Genomic DNA, 17463 nt, shown 5'->3' on the forward strand with positions numbered 1-17463 from the left:
CACACTATATTATTGACGAAAATTGCACTTTTTTATGGGGCTGCATAAGGTTTAAATTGTAGCCATCCAGAAGCCAGTTCAACTGCTGGCCTGTAACCTTCTGCGCAGCATCTTTATCCCCTGAAGGCCAGTGGAATCGCTCAGCTTCCAGACGTTTTTGCCAGAGACAAAAACCATTGCGCTCCCAGTACAAAACCTTGATTTTATCCCGCCCGCGATTGGTAAAGACAAACAACCCACTCTCGAAAGGATTCAGAGCCAGCTCTGATTCAACGAGAACAGCCAGCCCATTGATCCCCTTGCGAAAGTCTACAGGTTTCAGGCAAATATGAACCTCTGTCAGATCTGCTGCTGGGCGCATCATGACAACGCTGCCGTCATGCGCAAAATGGACATCAAAGCGACTCCTTCACCGCCTGGCCACTCAATCACCACCCCATTATTGAGTCGAATCTGACAGGCTGAAGTGGTTTCCGCTAAGCGCTCAATCTTGAAACTTTGAAAAAGGGGCTCTGCTCTAACATCCTCCGATTGCAATGCTTCGCCCATGGCCAGCAGACGTTTGCGCCATTCGTAAAACGTCGATGCCGCTAATCCATGCTGACCAGCATACACACGCACGCTCATCCCTGACAAACGCTGCGCTTCAAGGTGATTATGCCAAAATTTGATATGCTCTTGCCTGAGATGTTTTTGAGATGTCTTGCTCATGATTGCCTCCCTGAATTGTGGTTTCAGGGAGTATCCGGCAATGTGTGGTTCGTGGGAACCCTGGGCTCTATTGACCGCTTACGACACTCCTTGGTGGGAGCCGCTCCCAGGATCTCCTTTCCATCCAGGTTAACGTCCTGCTCCAGGGAGCCGTGAAGGATAGATGAAGTGCCGAAATCCAGGACAATACAGTCGGTCTTGACCAGCCCAGGAAACAGGGCAGGATCTACGGTGCGCAGCCCGCGTCCCACCATCTGGATCATGGTGGATTTGTACGAGCTTGGCCGAAGCAGAACTACGCAGGATGTGGGTGGATGATCGTATCCTTCTGTGAGAACCGCCACGTTCACAACCACCATGGCCGAGCCCTTTTCAAACCGAGCCAAGGCAGCTTTGCGCTCTGCGGTGGAGAGTTCTCCATGGACCATCACCGCTTCCACATCCGCATTGTTGAAAGCATCTGTAACGTTCTGGGCATGATCCACGGTGGAGCAGAATACGATGGTCTTTCGGGTGCCGGCTTTTTCCTTCCAATGTTTGATAACGGCCTCGGTAACCGGGGCCTTGTTCATGATCTGGGACACCTCGGCCATATCAAAGTCGTCTGCTGTCTTCCGTACGCTTTTCAACGCATCCTGAGTGCCTACATCGACAACGAATGTACGGGGTTTAACCAGATGGCCAGACTGGATCAATTCGCCAAGCCGCACTTGGTCAGCAACATTAGAAAAGATCGGTCTGAGAGCCTTTTTATCACCACGACCACTGGTGGCAGTCAGACCATAAATCATGCAGTTTGGGTTTATTCCTCTAGCCGAATCAATAATGCGGGTGTAACTGTTGGCCACCGCATGGTGGGCCTCATCAATTACCAGCAAATCCAGATCTGGCATGGCATCCAGGTTTTTCTGCCGGGCAAGAGTGGGCACCATGGCAAAGGTGGCGCGCCCGCGCCACGATTTGCCACGGGCATCCACTACAGAGGTGGAAAGCCCTGGATTAACCTTAGTGAATTTCATCACATTCTGCTGGGTAAGTTCGTCCCGATGAGCCAAGACACAGGCTTTCCCACCACTTTTGGAAATCACACGACCAACAACAGCTGAAAGGCATATGCTCTTGCCCATGCCGGTAGGACCAACAGCCAATGTGTCACCATGTTCGTAAAGGGCATCGACCGATCTGCTAACAAAGATCTCCTGACGTGGACGGAGGATCATTGTTTGGCCCTCCTAAATGGTTGTGTGAACATGCGATGGAGATCCCAACCACGGCCAACACGGTGTTGTAATGCTTGGGGTCGAACCCCAAGCTCCCGCGCCCAGTCAGAAACAATCTGACTTTTGCCATTCCACTCCAAAAACCGATTTCTGGACGTATTGCTGGTTTGCCTTTCGATTGGTATGAAACGGCAATTTTCAGGGGTGTAATTACCATCCACATCGATACGGTCGATGGAGAGTCCCTGCTCCCAGCCTTGTTCTATTGCCCACGCATAGAAAGCTCTACGGTTTGTACGCCACTTGTCGCACATCTTGATGCCACGCCCTCCATATCGTTCATACCGATTGGTTTCTGGCCTATAGCACCTCTTCTGCATATTGTCGTACATATCTTTGAGTTGGCGTGGTAGTGGACCCCCACGATCCTTAACTTTCTGCATATATTCTGCGTGCGCTTTAGCAATAGAAGCCTCACGCGCGCATTTGCAGCCGATATTCTTTCCTTTCTTGACTGCTTCATTCAGCTTCGAGGTGCTCTGGATGGATTCAAATCCACACTCGCAACGGCATTCCCAATGCCTTCCTGGTTTGGATGTGATGAAAGGTGAATGGACGACAAGACGCCCGATCACTTTTCCCACCATATTTAGCTTAGCCATCTTTCACCCCCTTACTGCGCCCAACTGGGCGTTTGGGTAGGGGGTGTGGAAGTAGCCTGCTGCTGCGGCTGTTGAGGTGCTTGTTGTTGAGCAGGTTGTTGCCACCCCTGGTTGGCCGGTGCAGGAGGCGCTGCCGGTGCGGATGAACCGCCACCGCTGAATCCCTGGTACTCCTTGTGATCAGGAGTGATGGCGAACTTGATGGTGTTCTTATCCGAATCGTCCCTCTGATCCTTTTCCACATCGATTTTGGCCAAGAACTCAAGCCCATCCAGGTCAGCCAGTCCATTAATGCGCCGGGCCTGTTGGGCTTGAGGGGTGTTGTCCTTATCCTTGAGGCCACGGGAAGAGTTGAGGATCGCGCGAATAAAAGAGCGCCCCATATTGCCCCATTCCGGGCCCTTCTGGCTGAATAAGCCGATGTTACTCCACACCTTCCGTTTGGCGTATTTGCCCTCAGTGATGACATATTCTACCTTGAGGAAAACAGCCCCAGTGTCGGCATTACGCGTAGCATACCCACCTGTCCAACCCCGGTTGGGGTCATCATAACCGCCTGGCTTGATGGTCATGCGCACCGGCGCAATGGTCCCTTTGGGAATCAGGTCAAAACTTTGCTGACTCTCAGCGTTGTTGAAATCGTTCCAGTTGTTATCCATGATGGTCATGCTCCTGTGTTCATTGCCATGTCGACGGGGGCGCCGGTGGCGGGGGCGGCTTCGGTCACTTTCTCAGGGCGGGCGAAGCTAAGCCTTTCCGCTGCCGGTTTGCCGGGTTGATGTATTTTCTCCATGAGGCGACCCAGATGGGGCTCCTCCACCATGGTGAGGCGACCACTTCTGTCTTTAGCCGGGTATCCCCATGGATTGAGTGTCTGGCAGATGAAGGCTCGATAAGACGGACCCTCCTCGGGTTTGACCTCCACCATGCTGATCACCTGATCTACAATACCGGGCAGTTCCAGACCGGTTTTTGATCCTTCAATCTGCGGGGTGTAGTAACGCCGATTGAAGTCGTCGGTCTTCTCATCAAGGATGCCGACGAACCAGACGTTCTTGCCCCGGGTATGCTGGAGGTGGGTGATCCAGGCGATCATCTCCTGGCCGTGCAGCCCGTAAGCGCCCCGCAAATCTGGTTTTCCGGTTTTCTCCGAGAACGCCTGGGGCTGTCCCTTGCACCATTGGAAGCAGAGCCGCCCAGCCACGGTGATGCTGTCCACGAAAATGCTCTGGTACTTGGCCATGACCCCGGGGTCGCCATACTTCTGTAAAACAGCGTTGTAGTGCGCCTGACTGTAGTGCTGATCATCCCTCAGCGCAGGGTTGGGGCCGCCAATGAACACTGCAAAGTTGCGGCACTCGTCCCAGGTGCGTGGGCGGATGGTATCCCCGGGCCACCCCTCCACGGCCAGGTCGCCGGCCTCCAGGTCGAAGAACAGGGTGGAACTCGGATCGACGGACCATAGCAGCGAGGTCTTGCCGATGCCGCTGGGGCCCAGAATTACCCCCTTGATGCCCCGTTGCTCCGCCATGCGCTGGTCGGCGCTAATGATGGGGAGGCCGCTCATGCCGCGATCTCCTGCTCATCCTTCACCGACAGTTTGAAGGTGGGCTTGCCAGCCTTGACGGTGCGTGCCCCTTCAAAAGCGCTGCGAATCTGGGAAGGCCAGGCTTTGAACTTGGATTCCGGCACTTTATAATCAACATCCATGTATTCTTGAGGGTCTTCACCCGCCTTGCGGATCCGGTCAAACAAATCTGAAAGGCGCTTTTGATCCCAATGCGGGCGTTTTGGAAGCTCTGCCGTTACCTGCACATCGCCGTCAATAAAGCGCACCGTGCCAAAGTCCTTACCAGCCTCTTTGCGCAGAAGATCAGCTTTATCTGCGTAACGACGTGAGATGACGCCTTCTAGAAACTCCTTGGTCAACTTGGCCGACTCCACAGCTTTTGCCGCCTGTTGTTGCAGATTGGCCAACTGTTCAGGAGAGAGTTCTGCCAGTTCGCCTATGGGCATGCTGTGTAACTCACTCAAAGTGGGATTCATCTTTGTGTTCATGACTGTTTTCTCCTTCTTTTCTTCTTTGGGTTCGGGCTTCCACCGTGGAAGCACCATGTGCTGTAAAAACTGCTCTTGAATTCGGCCAAGGGCTCGTGCATGGTCTAAATCCAGAACCTCACAAACGAATCGAAAACTACCTGGCTCTTTGGATTGACTGAGAAACCACCGCCGCAAATGCCTCACATCCATTCGAAACAGGTGGTCGTTCCAAAGCTTTGGCTTCTTCTTCCCTTTTTCCAGAAGCTTGGTGGTGTCGCTGATGGCTTGAGCCAATACCGCACGCCAAAGATCAATTTCCGCTTCCATGGCCCTGTCCCCCCGTTTGTGTGGTGTGTTTTTTGTGACGCACCCCCTTATCTGATATATACTCAGCTCTTGTTGAAATCGTCCCACGAGGCCGCGTTTTTTTTGGAAAACCAAACTGACAGAACGAGCGTCTCAGGTCGGCAATATGCCGATATAATGTGGTTTTACTGCACCCCATCTTTTTTGAAAGCACGTGGGTACCGTAATAGGGAAGCAGATTGCACAGACGCTTCTGCATATCGGGTAGGCGCTGATAGTGATGGTGAAAATCGAGGCGAAGCTCTACCGCATCTGGACCCTCGAGGCTTCCCACATGACCGATAGCCCCTTCACGATCCAGATCGGTCAGGGTCTCCCACGAGAGTGAGTCATCACCTGGGAATCGGTGAGGGGCAGATGCCTTGTTCACCATGGTTGCGCAGCGGTTTTGTATCACCTTGTTCAGGAATGTCCGTTTGGTGCTGAGATCGGCATCAAAATTTGATTCACTCAGATGAGATGCGATTGCCAGTTCCTGCTCGACATCTTCTGCGTCCCAAGCTCTGAAGCAGGGCATCTCTGCCAATTGATTGGCCTTGTAGCGGATCAGCTTGATCGCTTGCGGATCCAGGCCGTTGTAGCTGTTGTTGGATAACATGGTCGCCTCCGTTTCTGCGTTGTTGTTGGAGACAATTATCCCGTGTTGGAAACGGTTTTTTGAGGTCACTTGAAATTTTTGCGAGACAGATGCAGTTTTTCGCCCTCTATTTTTCAATGCCTTATAAAGCACAGTGAGACACTTTAAAAAATGGTGAGACAGTTGGGTGTATTCATCCCCAAAATCAGAGGGTGGAAAAGCGGATAAAAAAAACTCAGACCAACTGGCCTGAGCATAGGGGGGGTGATTTGATTGTAGATGAGGTTCAGCGGGACTGCGGTGCTCTAATCAGGACCATATGAGGGTTGATTCGGTATCCCTGTTGGCCTCGCCGGTTTTTGAGGTTTTCAATGATACTGTCCTGCATGATAGGTAGACCCAGCTGTTTTCGGATCAGCTCCATCATCATTTTGCGTAGACGATTGAGATAGCGCCGTACCGTAACGGCATCAACCACCTCATCGGCATTCTCACTCTGAAACGCATCAGTAAGTTTGTCAGCCGTGATGATCTGATGCTCGTCAGCTGGTTTGTTCCCCATCACATCTTTGAGAAACTGCCGCCAGAGGATGCCAAAGATCTTCAACTGGGCTGTAGCTTTGGCCCCCGTAGCTTCGATACCATTGATCAAGATCTGCTCACCATTGAACGCCACCTGAAACTGGACATCAGAGTCGACCTGTTCGGGGGGATGATGATAAAGGGGTGTAATCACTTTGTTGTAGATCGGCACCGAGGTATGCGTCAACACAGGTGGCTGCGCATGCAAGGCATCACGCATCAATGAGGCAAGGTCCTGATCCCCTCGTATCAACTGTGATAGTGATGTCTTGATCAACCAGGGCTCTTCAAGAAGCCGCAGCTCAGCATTGCGGTCATGCAGAGCAACCACCACCGTCGGCGTTGAGGCCACATAGTCCCGTGAGAGGTACTTGGGATGCTCACACACCTCAACCACGCAGACAATCACCTCGCCATCGGCATGGTCACATCGATAGACTCCGTCCGTCAGGGCACGCATGGAGCCGATGGCCTCAATCTCTTCTTGCAGAAAGGAGAGTGCCCCCTCCTGATCCACCCGATAGCACAGCTCCTGAAAGGTCTGTTTCTCGTCATACTCAGGATAGACCGGATGATTGCACTCCGGGCAGCGGTAATCATCTGCCCCCTCATCCAGGCTATCCACCAAGCGGACTCTGCCACTACATAGATGATTTGGCGGGGGGTAGTCACGATCCTCAGGATTGGAACAGAGGACGTAGGTGTAAAGATCTGATGTGATCACCCCCATCTCTTCCAACTTGGCCACTTCCAATAAAAGCGCGTCCGATGGGCGATCCACACTCCAGCCGCTTTCAAGCATCAGCATCTTCATGATCTGTGCTTCTTCTCAATGGAGACCATGTGGAAGCCAAAACGTGAAGAGAGCAGCTTTTCAAAAGCGACCCGTTCACGGATGGACAGGTGCTGATCCGAATAGCGCACAGTGAACATGTCATCACACCCCAGAATCGATTCAAACTGCATCCGCACCCGTTTACCCTGATAGAGCACCTGGATGTAGTCAATATTATCAAAGGGGGTAAAGACATTTCCGAACACATGTTGAAGATGCGCTACAGGGCGGCTGATGGATTTGTCATCCCGCAGGCGCAGCTTTCCCTCCCCTTTGAAGGGAGAGGCTTGCAGTTGAAGCTCAACCAATGACAGCCCATAGGGGGTGCCCCTTACCAACTGCTCAAAAAAGCGTTTGATCTGGCTTACCTCGTCGCCCAGCCTCAAGTTCTCATATTTACAACCTTGTCTGAAATAGGCGGTCGCGATCCTATTGGCGATCTCAAGGGGAACAGAAGGACTGGAGGATGATATCCTTACTCCACGGGCGTTGGCTTCAAAATCCAGGATGATCCATTCTGGATGAAAGCCGTGGACAATGCCCACCTTCTGCACAATCTTGCTTGGCTTTTCAGCACGGCGGATGAACAGCATGGGGCGGCCATCCTCTACCAGCATGCCCTTGAAGTCACAAGTACGCTGATCATCCTTCTTGAGGTCGTATTCAGTCAGAATCTCACAGATACGCTCTGGCTGCAGAAACCCTTCAAACGGCATATCATGCTTACAATCCGTTGGACCAGACAACTGCATACAGGCAAAGCCACTTTTCTGCAGTTTATCCAGTAGGAACAAATCCTTAAGCCCATTGGGATTCTGGCTAAATAGCGCAAACAGCAGCGATTTGGTGTCATACGTGGTATCGTTGATCTGGCAGTCACGAAGGGTTCGCTGATCTAACGTCGCCATGGCATACTCGGTAATGGCCACCTTAGATTTGCGGTAGGCAAAGTGATCAACTAGCCGGTAAGGGGATAACACCTCACCCAGAGCCTTCAGCGCCTCTCGACGATCAGGTAACGAGTCCCTGGTGATGGTATGGGTGCAGCGACACAGCATGGCAAGTTGACGCCCAGTTAGTTTGTCCACCCACTCCGCCATGGACCGTTCAGATTCCAATTCGGGAAGCAAATGCTGCAGACCGATCTCCAGCTCATCATCCCAAAACTCTACTTTAGGCGCAGCCGCCCGCTCAAGCACTTCCTCTATGGTGCCCATGGACCTCTCCTATCTCTGCTTTTATTATTGTTTAATGAACACTAAACCTCGCAAACAAAAAATATATGTGTGCCCTATCGCAGCTTCAGCAACCCCATATCAACGAGGCGAATCTGCATCGCCAAACCGGATACCTGAAACACTTCGGCCAGATCCCTGGCCAGATCAACCACTAACCCCTCCTCTGACGCTTCACCAGCCTCATCAAAGCGGCTCTGCATATTGTAGAGCTCTTCCGATGCGTCATAGGGATCATGGGTACCAAACACCTCTTCCCATGAACGGATCACATCCTTCTTGGGCATCAGCAGATAGCCAGCAAAACAATCCGCCTGCCACTCCATGGGATCCTTCTTGGATTTCGAACGGCATAAAATGGTCTGCCCATCCTCACCAAAACTCAGGTGGCGATGCAACTGCCAGTGACCCAGTTCATGGGCCAGAGTGAAACGGTAGCGCCCCTCCACAGATGGATCCTCTGTTGGATCCAACATCTCATTGATCACCACACGACGCTCATTCACCCAAGTCGCACCCAGCACCCCCTTTTTATTAAGCAGGGCATCAAGATCGTCAAACTCCAAAGCCAACCCCAACAAGGATTCCAGGATTTCCTCTACAGGCACAGGCGGAGCCTCTTCCATTCCAAACTTGTAATGGTAGCTCATAAGCAGCTCATTGGCTGCCGCCTCAATATCCGCCTTATGAAGATAGGGAACCCTCATCCTACTCCTCGCTTGGATCCAGGCATCGCTCTGCACGAAGCTTATCTGTTAACGCCTCTATCTCTTTTCGGCCAAGATTCAGATCTCGTGCAGTCCTTAAAAAGTCTGCCATCGCTCTGGGCTGATCACGAATAATACCCGACAGGTCAGGATCTACCTTCCCGGCCATTGCCAGGAGCTCATCAGAATTAACCTCCAGAAGCTCCGCCATCTTTTTGATTTTATCCGGTGCAGGCGGATCAAATTCACCATTCTCCACCTTGCTCATAAAGGTGGCGCTGATTCCAGCGGCTTCTGCAAACTTGCGTAAGGAGTAAGCGGGGTCTCGCTTTTTCTTCTCCTCACGCATGCTTCTAATGAACATTCCGAACTGCGGGTTGCCTGGCATGTAACTTCTCCCAATGCACTTCAATGTGCTTTCGTTTAGTTGATGGTAAACATCGCGACTATCTGCTGTCAATCACAAAGTGAAAATTGCCCAGGCATGGGACGATTGCAGATTTTTCGGAGTATATATGAGAAAGGGGCTTTGATCGTCCCCACCTGAATATTCCGGGAGATAAAGCATGAGGGGCATCCATCCAGACCTCCTAACAGCGGAAGAACGGTAAGCGCCCATTTCTCCCCATCAACTACCCTGTCGGTTCAGCAGCAGATTTCAAATTCCACGGGAGCAACAGGTCGAACTCATCCACGGTTTGCGCTGTGGCGAGGCCCTCAAAGACCTTTGTAAAATACTCGAAGGGCTCCCAACCATTGGCTTTGGCCGTTTCGATCAAACTGTAGAGGTTTGCCGAGGCCCTTGCACCTCGAACAGAGTTGCTGAAGAGCCAATTTTTCCTGCCAATCACAAAGGGGCGAATGGCATTCTCGGCTCTATTGTTGTCAATTTCCAGGCGTCCATCATCCAAATATCGAATCAGAGAGGACCACTGATTGGTCAGATATCCCATCGCTTCGCCGAGTTTGCTTTTCGGTAACACCCCTGCTCGATTATCTTCCAGCCAGGTTTTTAACTCATCGATAATGGGGCGGGAACGCTCCTGGCGCACCTTGTAACGTCGCTCTGGAGTAGCCTCTTCCTCACGCAGATCTTTTTCCACTGCGTACAGTTTCCGGATCAGCGACAGTGCCTGCCCAGCCTTGCCCATCTTGCCTTTTTTGGATTTTCCCAACGCTTTGATCGCCTCGTCAAATTGACGACGGGCATGCGCAAAACACCCCATCAGGATCACATCTTCCTGCGCACCCACACCCAGATAACCTGCATACCCATCCGTTTGCAGCCAGCCTTTATAGCCCGCCAACAGCCGTTTCGGAACCTCGGCACCGCGTGTGGGATCGTAATCAAACAAAATCACCGGACTACCCGGAGGACCACCTCGCTGTACCCACATATAGGAGTTACTGGCTGCAACTTTATCTTTTTCCTTAAGCACTTGAACCGTTGTTTCATCCATCTGCAGGATATCGTAATCCAGCATCTTGTCCCGCATCAGATTGATCAACGGCTGCACCAGTTGGCCGCACTGGATCATCCAATTGGCCAGCGTGGTTCGACAGACAGCAATCCCTGCACGGGTCAGAATGGAGCCCTGTCGATAGAGCGGTAACCCATCGGCATACTTGGATACCGCCACATGGGCCAATAGAGCAGCTGTAGCCAACGCCTTGGGAATGGGACGTTTGGGTGCAGGGGCCGTCTTCACGCCCTGTTTGCAATGAGGACAGCCATATTTGATCTGGATGTGCCGCAACACCTGCACCTTGGCCGGAATAATATCCAGTTGCTCGCTGGTCTCACGGCCAATCTCGACCAAATGGTGACCATCCAGGCCACAAACCAATGCCGACTCAGGCAGCTCATGAAGGATATCTACCCGAGGCAACCACTCTGGTAACGGCTTGCGTCCTTTGGACTTCGCTTTGCGGCTATGGGCAGGAACCTGGATCTCTTCGGCATCCTCTTCAGGTTCCTCGGCAGCCGTCACTTCTGCCTCATCGAACAGACCCAACTGGCGGGGATCGCTCTTCTCACTGGAACGCCCAAACCGCTTGGCAATGAGAATATTCAGCTTCTCCCTCAGAAGCTGGGCTTCATGCTCCATACGCTTGCTTTTGTCCTGTAAAAAGACATTTTCAGCCTGCAAGGAAAGTATTATTTCCCGCAAAGCGGCAGGGTCATCAGGGAGTGTCTTTGGTAGCGTTTTCATACCCGGAATTATACCAAAAAAACCACCTTAACTCTCTATACAATCGAAGAAAAATGCAGTTTATTGTGGCCCTTCATTGCCGCTAGGTTGTAGCCATCAAGTAGCCAATTCAGCTGCCGCCCCGTGATCTGGATTTCGGCGGTACCTCCCTGACGCAACCAGTGAAATCGGTCCTTTTCCAGCCGCTTTTGCCACAGACAGAACCCATTCTGTTCCCAATAAAGGATTTTCACCTTGTCCAATGATCGATTGCGAAACACGAACAGAGCCTCATCAAAGGGATTCAATTCCAGTTCTGCCTCCACCAATGCAGCCAGTCCGTTGATCCCCTTCCTGAAATCCACCGGCTCCAAACAGAGATGGACGACAGAAATATCCGGCGATGGGCGCATCATCACAAGGCTGCCACAGATCGCAGGACAGAGAGCAAGCTCTCGCCACCATTCCCTGACCACTCCACCGTCATACCATTTGGGAACTGAATCCGGCAGACCCCTGCTGGAGACGTCGAACTCAATTCCAATCGCTGAAAACGTCGCTTGCCCGATCCTGACTCTTCTAGAAACCCCATTTGCGTCAGCTTGCGCTTCCAAAAGTACAACGATGGAAGGCTCAGACCATTGGCTTCGGCATACCCCTTAATGGTACCAGCTTCCAAACGGCAAGTATGCAAATGAGCAAGCCAGTACTGCTGCTTCTCGCTCAACCCAGATCCGTCGATTGATTTGTCCGTCATTTTAGCCTCCTGAAAATTTGTATCTCAGAAAGCTTGACACACCTTCAAAACAAACTGAATCCTGGGGAGAAATGGACGCTTACGGAAGAACGCTTGGACGAAATCGCAGAAATTTTAGCCAACGGCGTACTGCGTTTCTTGGAGAAAAGAAACAGTCGCACATCCTTGAATAAACAGCAGAAACCTCTGGACTCCGTTTCCGAACAGAGCGTATATGGTGACCAAAGCATCCCACAAAAACAAGGAGATGAACACCATGACCAGTGACGTTTTGAAGCGGGTGGCTGCGCTGCCTGAGAAGTCCACCGATGAGCTCAAGGAGATGTGGCAGAACCTCTGTAAGAGCAGTGCCCCACCTTATAACCGCACCTATCTGATCCGGGGGTTGGCTTACCGCATCCAGGAGCTGGCTTGGGGCGGACTGTCCGAAACTACCAAGGCCAAACTGGAGGCACTGGCTGCTGAAGAGAAGACCATGGACCGAACCCCCAACCCCATACGCAATGACGGCCTGCCGGTGGCTGGCACACGGTTGGTAAGAGAGTGGAAGGGAGTCGAACACAGCTGCACGGTGCTGGATGACGGCTTTGAATACCAGGGGCGCAAGTTCAAGAGCCTCTCCGCAGCGGCCCGGGCCGTTACTGGCACCCGGTGGAACGGGAAAATTTTCTGGCTTGGAGGTAAGAAATGAAGAATAAACCAACCAAAAAGATCCGCTGCGCCATCTACACCCGCAAGAGCACAGAAGAAGGATTAGAGCAGCAATTCAATAGTTTGGACGCCCAACGCGAAAGCTGCGAGAGCTATATTATTTCCCAGAAAGCAGAGGGTTGGACACTGGTTCCTGACCATTATTCAGATGGCGGATTTTCTGGTGGGAACATGAACCGCCCTGCCCTCAATCAGCTTTTAAACGACATCAAAGCTGGCCGCATTGACTGTGTTTGCGTGTATAAAATAGATAGGCTTTCCCGTTCCTTGGTAGATTTCACCAAGATGGTGGAGCTCTTCGATCAGCACAACGTCACCTTCGTCTCCATCACCCAGAGCTTCAATACCACAACTTCCATGGGGCGGCTCACCCTCAACGTGTTGCTCTCGTTTGCGCAGTTCGAGCGAGAGGTGGCATCCGAGCGGATCCGGGACAAACTGGCGGCTTCCCGTAAAAAGGGCATGTGGATGGGTGGCCACCCTCCCCTGGGCTATGACGTTGAGAACCGCAAACTGGTGATCAATCAGAAGGAGGCGGATCTGGTCCGTCACATCTACGACCGATTCGCCAAAACTGGGTCCACTACCCTGTTGGTAAAAGAGCTTGCTGAACAGGGCCTGCACACCAAGTCCTATACCGCAAAAACAGGGCGGGTCCGTGAAGGCAAGCCTATCGATAAGGGCTATCTCTACCGCATCTTGGGCAACCTCACCTACCTGGGAGAAGTGGTCACCAAAGGGGAGACCTACCCCGGTGAGCACGATCCTATTATCACCCTGCGCCAATGGGAGAAAGCGCAATCAGTATTGAACCAGAACAAGCGGCCCCGCTCAACCAAAACACGCGCCGACACCCCCTTCCCCCTCAAGGGCATCATTACTTGTGAACATTGTGGTCGGGCCATGACCACCACCTACACCCGCAAGAAGGGGAAGATGTACCGCTACTATACCTGCACCACTGCCATCAAGAAAAGCTACGATGCCTGTCCCATGGGCAACATCGCGGCCGGTGAGATCGAGGAACTGGTGCTGTGCCATATCGAGAACATGATCCGCTCACCGGAGTTGGTCGCCAAAACTTGGCAAACTGCCAACGACACCGCAGAGTCCAATTGCACTGAGAATAGCATCATCACTACCCTTCAAAACCTAGAGCCGGTATGGGAGGAGCTCTTCCCTCTTGAACAGGCTAGGCTGCTCCAGCTGCTGGTTAGGAAGGTGATGCTCTCCAATGAACAGCTTCAGGTGCACCTCCGGGTGGAAGGGCTCACCAGTTTGGTAGATGAACTCAACACACAGGAGGCCGCATAATGGACATGAAACTCACCGACGACAAGAAGACCATCATCATTACCATGCCCATCGACCTGAAACGCAGAGGTTCACGTCGGCAGATCATCATCCCCGACGGGGTGAAGCTACCTTTCCTCAAGCCCAAGCAAGATGAAGCGATGGTTCGTGCCCTGGCTCGGGCCTTCAAATGGCAAAAAGAGATTGAGACTGGCAAGGTACGCTCTGCCAAAGAGCTAGCCTCTCGTGAAAAAATCGATTCTGCCTTCATGAACAAAACCATTCGACTGACTCAGTTGGCCCCCGATATCGTGGAAGCCATTACAGAAGGCCGTCAGCCAAAATCACTGGCCCTTTCGGATCTTATGCGTGGCTTCTCCGATGAATGGCCACAGCAGCGTGAGGCTTTGGGCTTCCCCCAACCCAAAGGATAGAAAAACAACTGGCTACAAAGGGCGTTATTGTACACCCGTTTTCTCTTCATTGACCCTGCCTTACCCTCTACTGCACCATAGCTCTCTCATAAAAAACACTCCAAAAAAAGGAGGAAGCTATGCAGACCAACCCAGCCATGATGGCCAACGCCCTGGACGCCATTGACCAGCAATCACCTTTCTACCCTCCCCAAAAAAAGCCCAAAGAGCCCTGGCCCGGCTAATGATTCTTTAACAGACTCTGTTATTTAGCGTCCCTCACCTACAATACAAAACTGACCCACGACGTATATTATGGACTCTCTCCGCTCAAACCGCTAAGATTTAGTAACACGCATCTGCATGTAGCTGCTAATGGCGGGGATAGCTGTGAAATCAACTAATCAGTCAGATAAAACGATCAAAGGGCTACCCAAAAATCCCAGGCAGTCTGCATACATTTATATTATCCAGCTTCTGTTTATTTTCTTGCTTTTTTCTTTCTTCAGCTTTTCGGGCCTGGAGTTAATGTCAGGCTTACGCGGTTTGGTGAAGGCTGAAGGCACGTGGTCTAAGAATCAAAAATCTGCTGTCATTCAACTGATCAGTTATTCTGCTACAGGAGACGCTCTGGATTACGAGAAGTTTCAACAAGCACTAATTCCAATTATGTATATGAGAAAAGCGAGAAATGCGTTACAGGAAAGTCCACCAAACTTTGAAATTGCTTCCCATAACCTTAAAGCTTCAGGAGTTCACTCGAATGATATTCGCACTATGAGCTTGATTATTGTTCACCTTAGCTGGCTAGAACATATAAAAGAGGCAATCCGTATTTGGGAGCTAGGTGATAAAGAGATTTTCAAGCTGCAGGATTTAGCAGAAAAAATTCAATACACTCACAATATAAACGGAAAAAACACTGTTTCACCAAACATATTAAAACAAATAAAACTGATAGATAATAACGCAACCAAGCTTGAAAACAATTTCTCACTTGTTCTTGGTGAATTAGGTCGACTTGCAAAAAGCCTATTAAATACACTATTTGCTACGAGCTTCATCTTTTCTTCTCTAATAAGCATTTCTTTATTTAAAATAGTTTATTCAAAATTTAGCAAAGCAGCCATTGCCCAAGAAAAGTTAAACAGAGAAATACTGATCGAAAAAGAATCTCAGATAATAGCAGCAGAAATTTTAAACAAAGAAAAAAGTCTGTTCATTGCAAATATAAGCCATGAGATTCGTACTCCCTTGAATGCGATAATTGGACTAGGTGAACTTCTTCAAGAAGAGATAACAGATTTTGAACATAAACGACAATTAAACATACTGACAAGCGCTGGAGATAATCTTCTATTATTAATAAATGATATTCTTCACCTATCTAAAATTGAATCAGGCAGCATGTTAATTGAAGAAAATATATTTTCATTACAAAATTTGTTAAACAATACAGTGGGAATGTTCGAGCAGGGAGCTTCTAAGAAGGGCTTATATCTAAAAGTCGAGGTGAAAAACGCCTTGCCATCATTTGTGAAAGGCGACATTCACAGGCTTAGACAGGTTTTATTCAATTTGCTAGGCAATGCGGTTAAGTTTACTTCCTGTGGTGGAGTGACTTTAACGGTATCGGCGCTTGAAAATGATCGGCTAAGCTTTTCTGTAAGTGATACGGGTATTGGCATACCATCATCTTTGCAAGAAAAGATCTTTCTTCCATTTCAACAAGCAGACTCTTCTATCACTAGAAAATTCGGCGGCACAGGTTTAGGACTAGCTATCACTCAGAGCTTGATCGTTCAAATGCAAGGAAATCTTTCTGTTGAAAGCCATGAAGGAACCGGTAGCACCTTTACTTTTGATTTGCCATTACCGGAAACAGATCCTCCGCAGAATCACTTATTAAATAGTTCCTCAGATAATTCAATAGCTAGCCCTGCAGTAGATAGACGGCAATGGGAACGACAAAAAATCTGTGCTGATTCGACAGCAAACAAGCCAGCTAAACGAATTCTTCTCGTAGATGATTCTGAGGATAATCGATCATTGATTCAAGCATACTTACGCAGATATCCCCATGCACTAACAACGGCAGAAAACGGTAAAGAAGCCCTAACACTGGTCAAAGAAAAACATTTTGATATCATTTTTATGGATATTCAAATGCCGGTTATGGATGGACTATCTGCCACAAGGGCTATTAGAGCCTGGGAGTTAACTCAACAATCGAATAGAAATGTTCCGATAATTGCTCTGACGGCACATGTTATGCTCGAGGATGAAAAAAAATCTATTGATGCTGGCTGTAATTTTCATCTTACCAAACCAATCAAAAAAGCGCGCTTAATCGACATCATTGATAACCATGCGCTCTGATTTTATCTGGCATGCTATACAATAAAGCTTTTGTATCCATCACACAATTTTTTCTATTAGGTCTTACTCCCTCCAGCAAGCCGGTTTCGAAAAGCTGAAGAGTGGAGAACGTGTAACCTATTGATTCTCTGAGGTCCTCAGATCTGAAGACCGACCTGTCAAAGTCCTCGGCTTTTGGAGAATATGGCGGAGAAGAGAGAATATCGGGTCAGAGAGAGGAGAAACAGAGAATCAGGGCCAAGCGCTAACCATTGGAAACGTTAATGAATTTCAGGCAACAAAAAACCCCGACTCGTTTCCGAATCAGGGTTATTGGTTGCGGGAGAGGGATTTGAACCCCCGACCTTCGGGTTATGAGCCCGACGAGCTACCGGGCTGCTCCATCCCGCGTCAAAATAGTATAAGGATTTCCGGCGGTGTCCTACTTTCCCACGTCTTAAGACGCAGTATCATCGGCGCTAAGGGGCTTAACTTCCGAGTTCGGGATGGGATCGGGTGTGACTCCCTCGCTATCTCTACCGGAAATCCTTATCTTGAGGGCCATCACCATAGAGGGGGCCGATATGTTTGGTCCGAACCGGGTTTAACCGGGTGAGTTGGACAACTGAGGGGAATGGGCTGCGGCTGTGGTATATATAGAAGTCAGTGGATCGATTAGTACAGGTTAGCTGCATGGGTTACCCCACTTCCACATCCTGCCTATCAACGTGGTGGTCTTCCACGGATCTCATAGGGAAAATTCATCTTGAGGTGGGTTTCCCGCTTAGATGCTTTCAGCGGTTA

At 50.3% G+C, this 17463-nt stretch carries 18 protein-coding genes, 1 tRNA gene, 2 rRNA genes and 1 pseudogene (1 of these 22 running past the window's edge); 4 read left to right on the forward strand and 18 right to left on the reverse strand.

Annotation, left to right across the window (positions count from 1 at the left end):
* Nucleotides 1-4 precede the first annotated feature (4 nt).
* The 15 genes and pseudogenes from tnpB (MMC1_RS13545) to tnpA (MMC1_RS13615) all read right to left on the reverse strand — a co-directional run bounded on the left by tnpB (MMC1_RS13545) (nt 5) and on the right by tnpA (MMC1_RS13615) (nt 11884).
* Nucleotides 5-364, reverse strand: coding sequence for an IS66 family insertion sequence element accessory protein TnpB (tnpB, locus tag MMC1_RS13545; RefSeq protein ID WP_011714225.1), 360 nt, complete (start codon nt 362-364; stop codon nt 5-7).
* Nucleotides 361-711, reverse strand: coding sequence for an IS66 family insertion sequence element accessory protein TnpA (tnpA, locus tag MMC1_RS13550; RefSeq protein WP_011714226.1), 351 nt, complete (start codon nt 709-711; stop codon nt 361-363). The genes tnpB (MMC1_RS13545) and tnpA (MMC1_RS13550) overlap by 4 nt, the downstream gene beginning before the upstream one ends.
* 83 nt (nt 712-794) lie before the next feature.
* A pseudogene (locus MMC1_RS13555) lies at nt 795-1931 on the reverse strand (DEAD/DEAH box helicase); the annotation flags it as partial.
* On the reverse strand, nt 1928-2593 hold the full coding sequence (locus MMC1_RS20315; protein ID WP_011714253.1) for a hypothetical protein: 666 nt from the start codon (nt 2591-2593) through the stop codon (nt 1928-1930). The pseudogene MMC1_RS13555 and the gene MMC1_RS20315, both read right to left, overlap by 4 nt.
* 11 nt (nt 2594-2604) lie before the next feature.
* Complete coding sequence (locus tag MMC1_RS13565) at nt 2605-3252, reverse strand: hypothetical protein (RefSeq protein WP_011714254.1); 648 nt, start codon at nt 3250-3252, stop codon at nt 2605-2607.
* 5 nt (nt 3253-3257) lie between these two features.
* The gene (locus tag MMC1_RS13570) at nt 3258-4160 is read right to left on the reverse strand and encodes an ATP-binding protein (RefSeq protein ID WP_011714255.1); all 903 of its coding nucleotides are present in this window, start codon (nt 4158-4160) and stop codon (nt 3258-3260) included.
* Nucleotides 4157-4927 carry a hypothetical protein gene (locus MMC1_RS21310; RefSeq protein WP_227665235.1) on the reverse strand — a complete coding sequence of 257 codons (771 nt, stop codon included), beginning with the start codon at nt 4925-4927 and terminating at the stop codon, nt 4157-4159. The genes MMC1_RS13570 and MMC1_RS21310 overlap by 4 nt, the downstream gene beginning before the upstream one ends.
* A 16-nt stretch (nt 4928-4943) precedes the next feature.
* Nucleotides 4944-5597: a sigma-70 RNA polymerase sigma factor region 4 domain-containing protein gene (locus tag MMC1_RS13580; RefSeq protein ID WP_011714257.1), complete on the reverse strand. Its 654-nt coding sequence runs from the start codon at nt 5595-5597 to the stop codon at nt 4944-4946.
* A gap of 265 nt (nt 5598-5862) precedes the next feature.
* Nucleotides 5863-6972 (reverse strand): hypothetical protein, encoded by a 1110-nt coding sequence (locus MMC1_RS13585; RefSeq protein ID WP_011714215.1) that lies wholly within the window; start codon nt 6970-6972, stop codon nt 5863-5865.
* On the reverse strand, nt 6969-8210 hold the full coding sequence (locus tag MMC1_RS13590) for a hypothetical protein (RefSeq protein WP_011714258.1): 1242 nt from the start codon (nt 8208-8210) through the stop codon (nt 6969-6971). The genes MMC1_RS13585 and MMC1_RS13590 overlap by 4 nt, the downstream gene beginning before the upstream one ends.
* Before the next feature lie 74 nt (nt 8211-8284).
* Nucleotides 8285-8935 (reverse strand): ImmA/IrrE family metallo-endopeptidase, encoded by a 651-nt coding sequence (locus MMC1_RS13595; RefSeq protein ID WP_011714259.1) that lies wholly within the window; start codon nt 8933-8935, stop codon nt 8285-8287.
* 1 nt (nt 8936) lies between these two features.
* Complete coding sequence (locus MMC1_RS13600) at nt 8937-9323, reverse strand: helix-turn-helix domain-containing protein (protein WP_011714260.1); 387 nt, start codon at nt 9321-9323, stop codon at nt 8937-8939.
* A gap of 244 nt (nt 9324-9567) precedes the next feature.
* Nucleotides 9568-11148 carry an IS66 family transposase gene (gene tnpC / locus MMC1_RS13605; protein WP_011714234.1) on the reverse strand — a complete coding sequence of 527 codons (1581 nt, stop codon included), beginning with the start codon at nt 11146-11148 and terminating at the stop codon, nt 9568-9570.
* Nucleotides 11149-11183: 35 nt separating this feature from the next.
* Nucleotides 11184-11543, reverse strand: coding sequence for an IS66 family insertion sequence element accessory protein TnpB (gene tnpB, locus MMC1_RS13610; protein WP_011714233.1), 360 nt, complete (start codon nt 11541-11543; stop codon nt 11184-11186).
* Nucleotides 11543-11884 carry an IS66 family insertion sequence element accessory protein TnpA gene (gene tnpA / locus MMC1_RS13615; RefSeq protein WP_011714232.1) on the reverse strand — a complete coding sequence of 114 codons (342 nt, stop codon included), beginning with the start codon at nt 11882-11884 and terminating at the stop codon, nt 11543-11545. Before tnpA (MMC1_RS13615) ends, tnpB (MMC1_RS13610) begins: the two co-directional genes overlap by 1 nt.
* A gap of 256 nt (nt 11885-12140) precedes the next feature.
* Between tnpA (MMC1_RS13615) and MMC1_RS13620 the strand changes: the two genes are divergently transcribed.
* The 4 genes from MMC1_RS13620 to MMC1_RS20320 all read left to right on the forward strand — a co-directional run bounded on the left by MMC1_RS13620 (nt 12141) and on the right by MMC1_RS20320 (nt 16680).
* Nucleotides 12141-12575 carry a DUF2924 domain-containing protein gene (locus MMC1_RS13620; RefSeq protein ID WP_011714262.1) on the forward strand — a complete coding sequence of 145 codons (435 nt, stop codon included), beginning with the start codon at nt 12141-12143 and terminating at the stop codon, nt 12573-12575.
* Entirely contained in the window at nt 12572-13909 is a 1338-nt protein-coding gene (locus MMC1_RS13625; RefSeq protein ID WP_011714263.1) for a recombinase family protein, read from the forward strand. Before MMC1_RS13620 ends, MMC1_RS13625 begins: the two co-directional genes overlap by 4 nt.
* Nucleotides 13909-14322 (forward strand): hypothetical protein, encoded by a 414-nt coding sequence (locus MMC1_RS13630; protein ID WP_011714264.1) that lies wholly within the window; start codon nt 13909-13911, stop codon nt 14320-14322. Before MMC1_RS13625 ends, MMC1_RS13630 begins: the two co-directional genes overlap by 1 nt.
* A 354-nt stretch (nt 14323-14676) precedes the next feature.
* Entirely contained in the window at nt 14677-16680 is a 2004-nt protein-coding gene (locus MMC1_RS20320) for an ATP-binding protein (RefSeq protein ID WP_011714265.1), read from the forward strand.
* A 313-nt stretch (nt 16681-16993) separates the two neighbouring features.
* On the opposite strand, the gene MMC1_RS13640 is transcribed toward MMC1_RS20320, so the two are convergent.
* From MMC1_RS13640 to MMC1_RS13650, 3 genes are all read right to left on the reverse strand, one after another.
* Nucleotides 16994-17070 (reverse strand) — tRNA-Met (locus tag MMC1_RS13640).
* Nucleotides 17071-17088: 18 nt separating this feature from the next.
* Nucleotides 17089-17203 (reverse strand): 5S ribosomal RNA (rrf, locus tag MMC1_RS13645).
* A 110-nt stretch (nt 17204-17313) separates the two neighbouring features.
* Nucleotides 17314-17463 (reverse strand): 23S ribosomal RNA (locus tag MMC1_RS13650); it runs 2721 nt beyond the window's last position.

This window comes from Magnetococcus marinus MC-1 (assembly GCF_000014865.1).
Classification (GTDB): Bacteria; Pseudomonadota; Magnetococcia; order Magnetococcales; family Magnetococcaceae; genus Magnetococcus; species Magnetococcus marinus.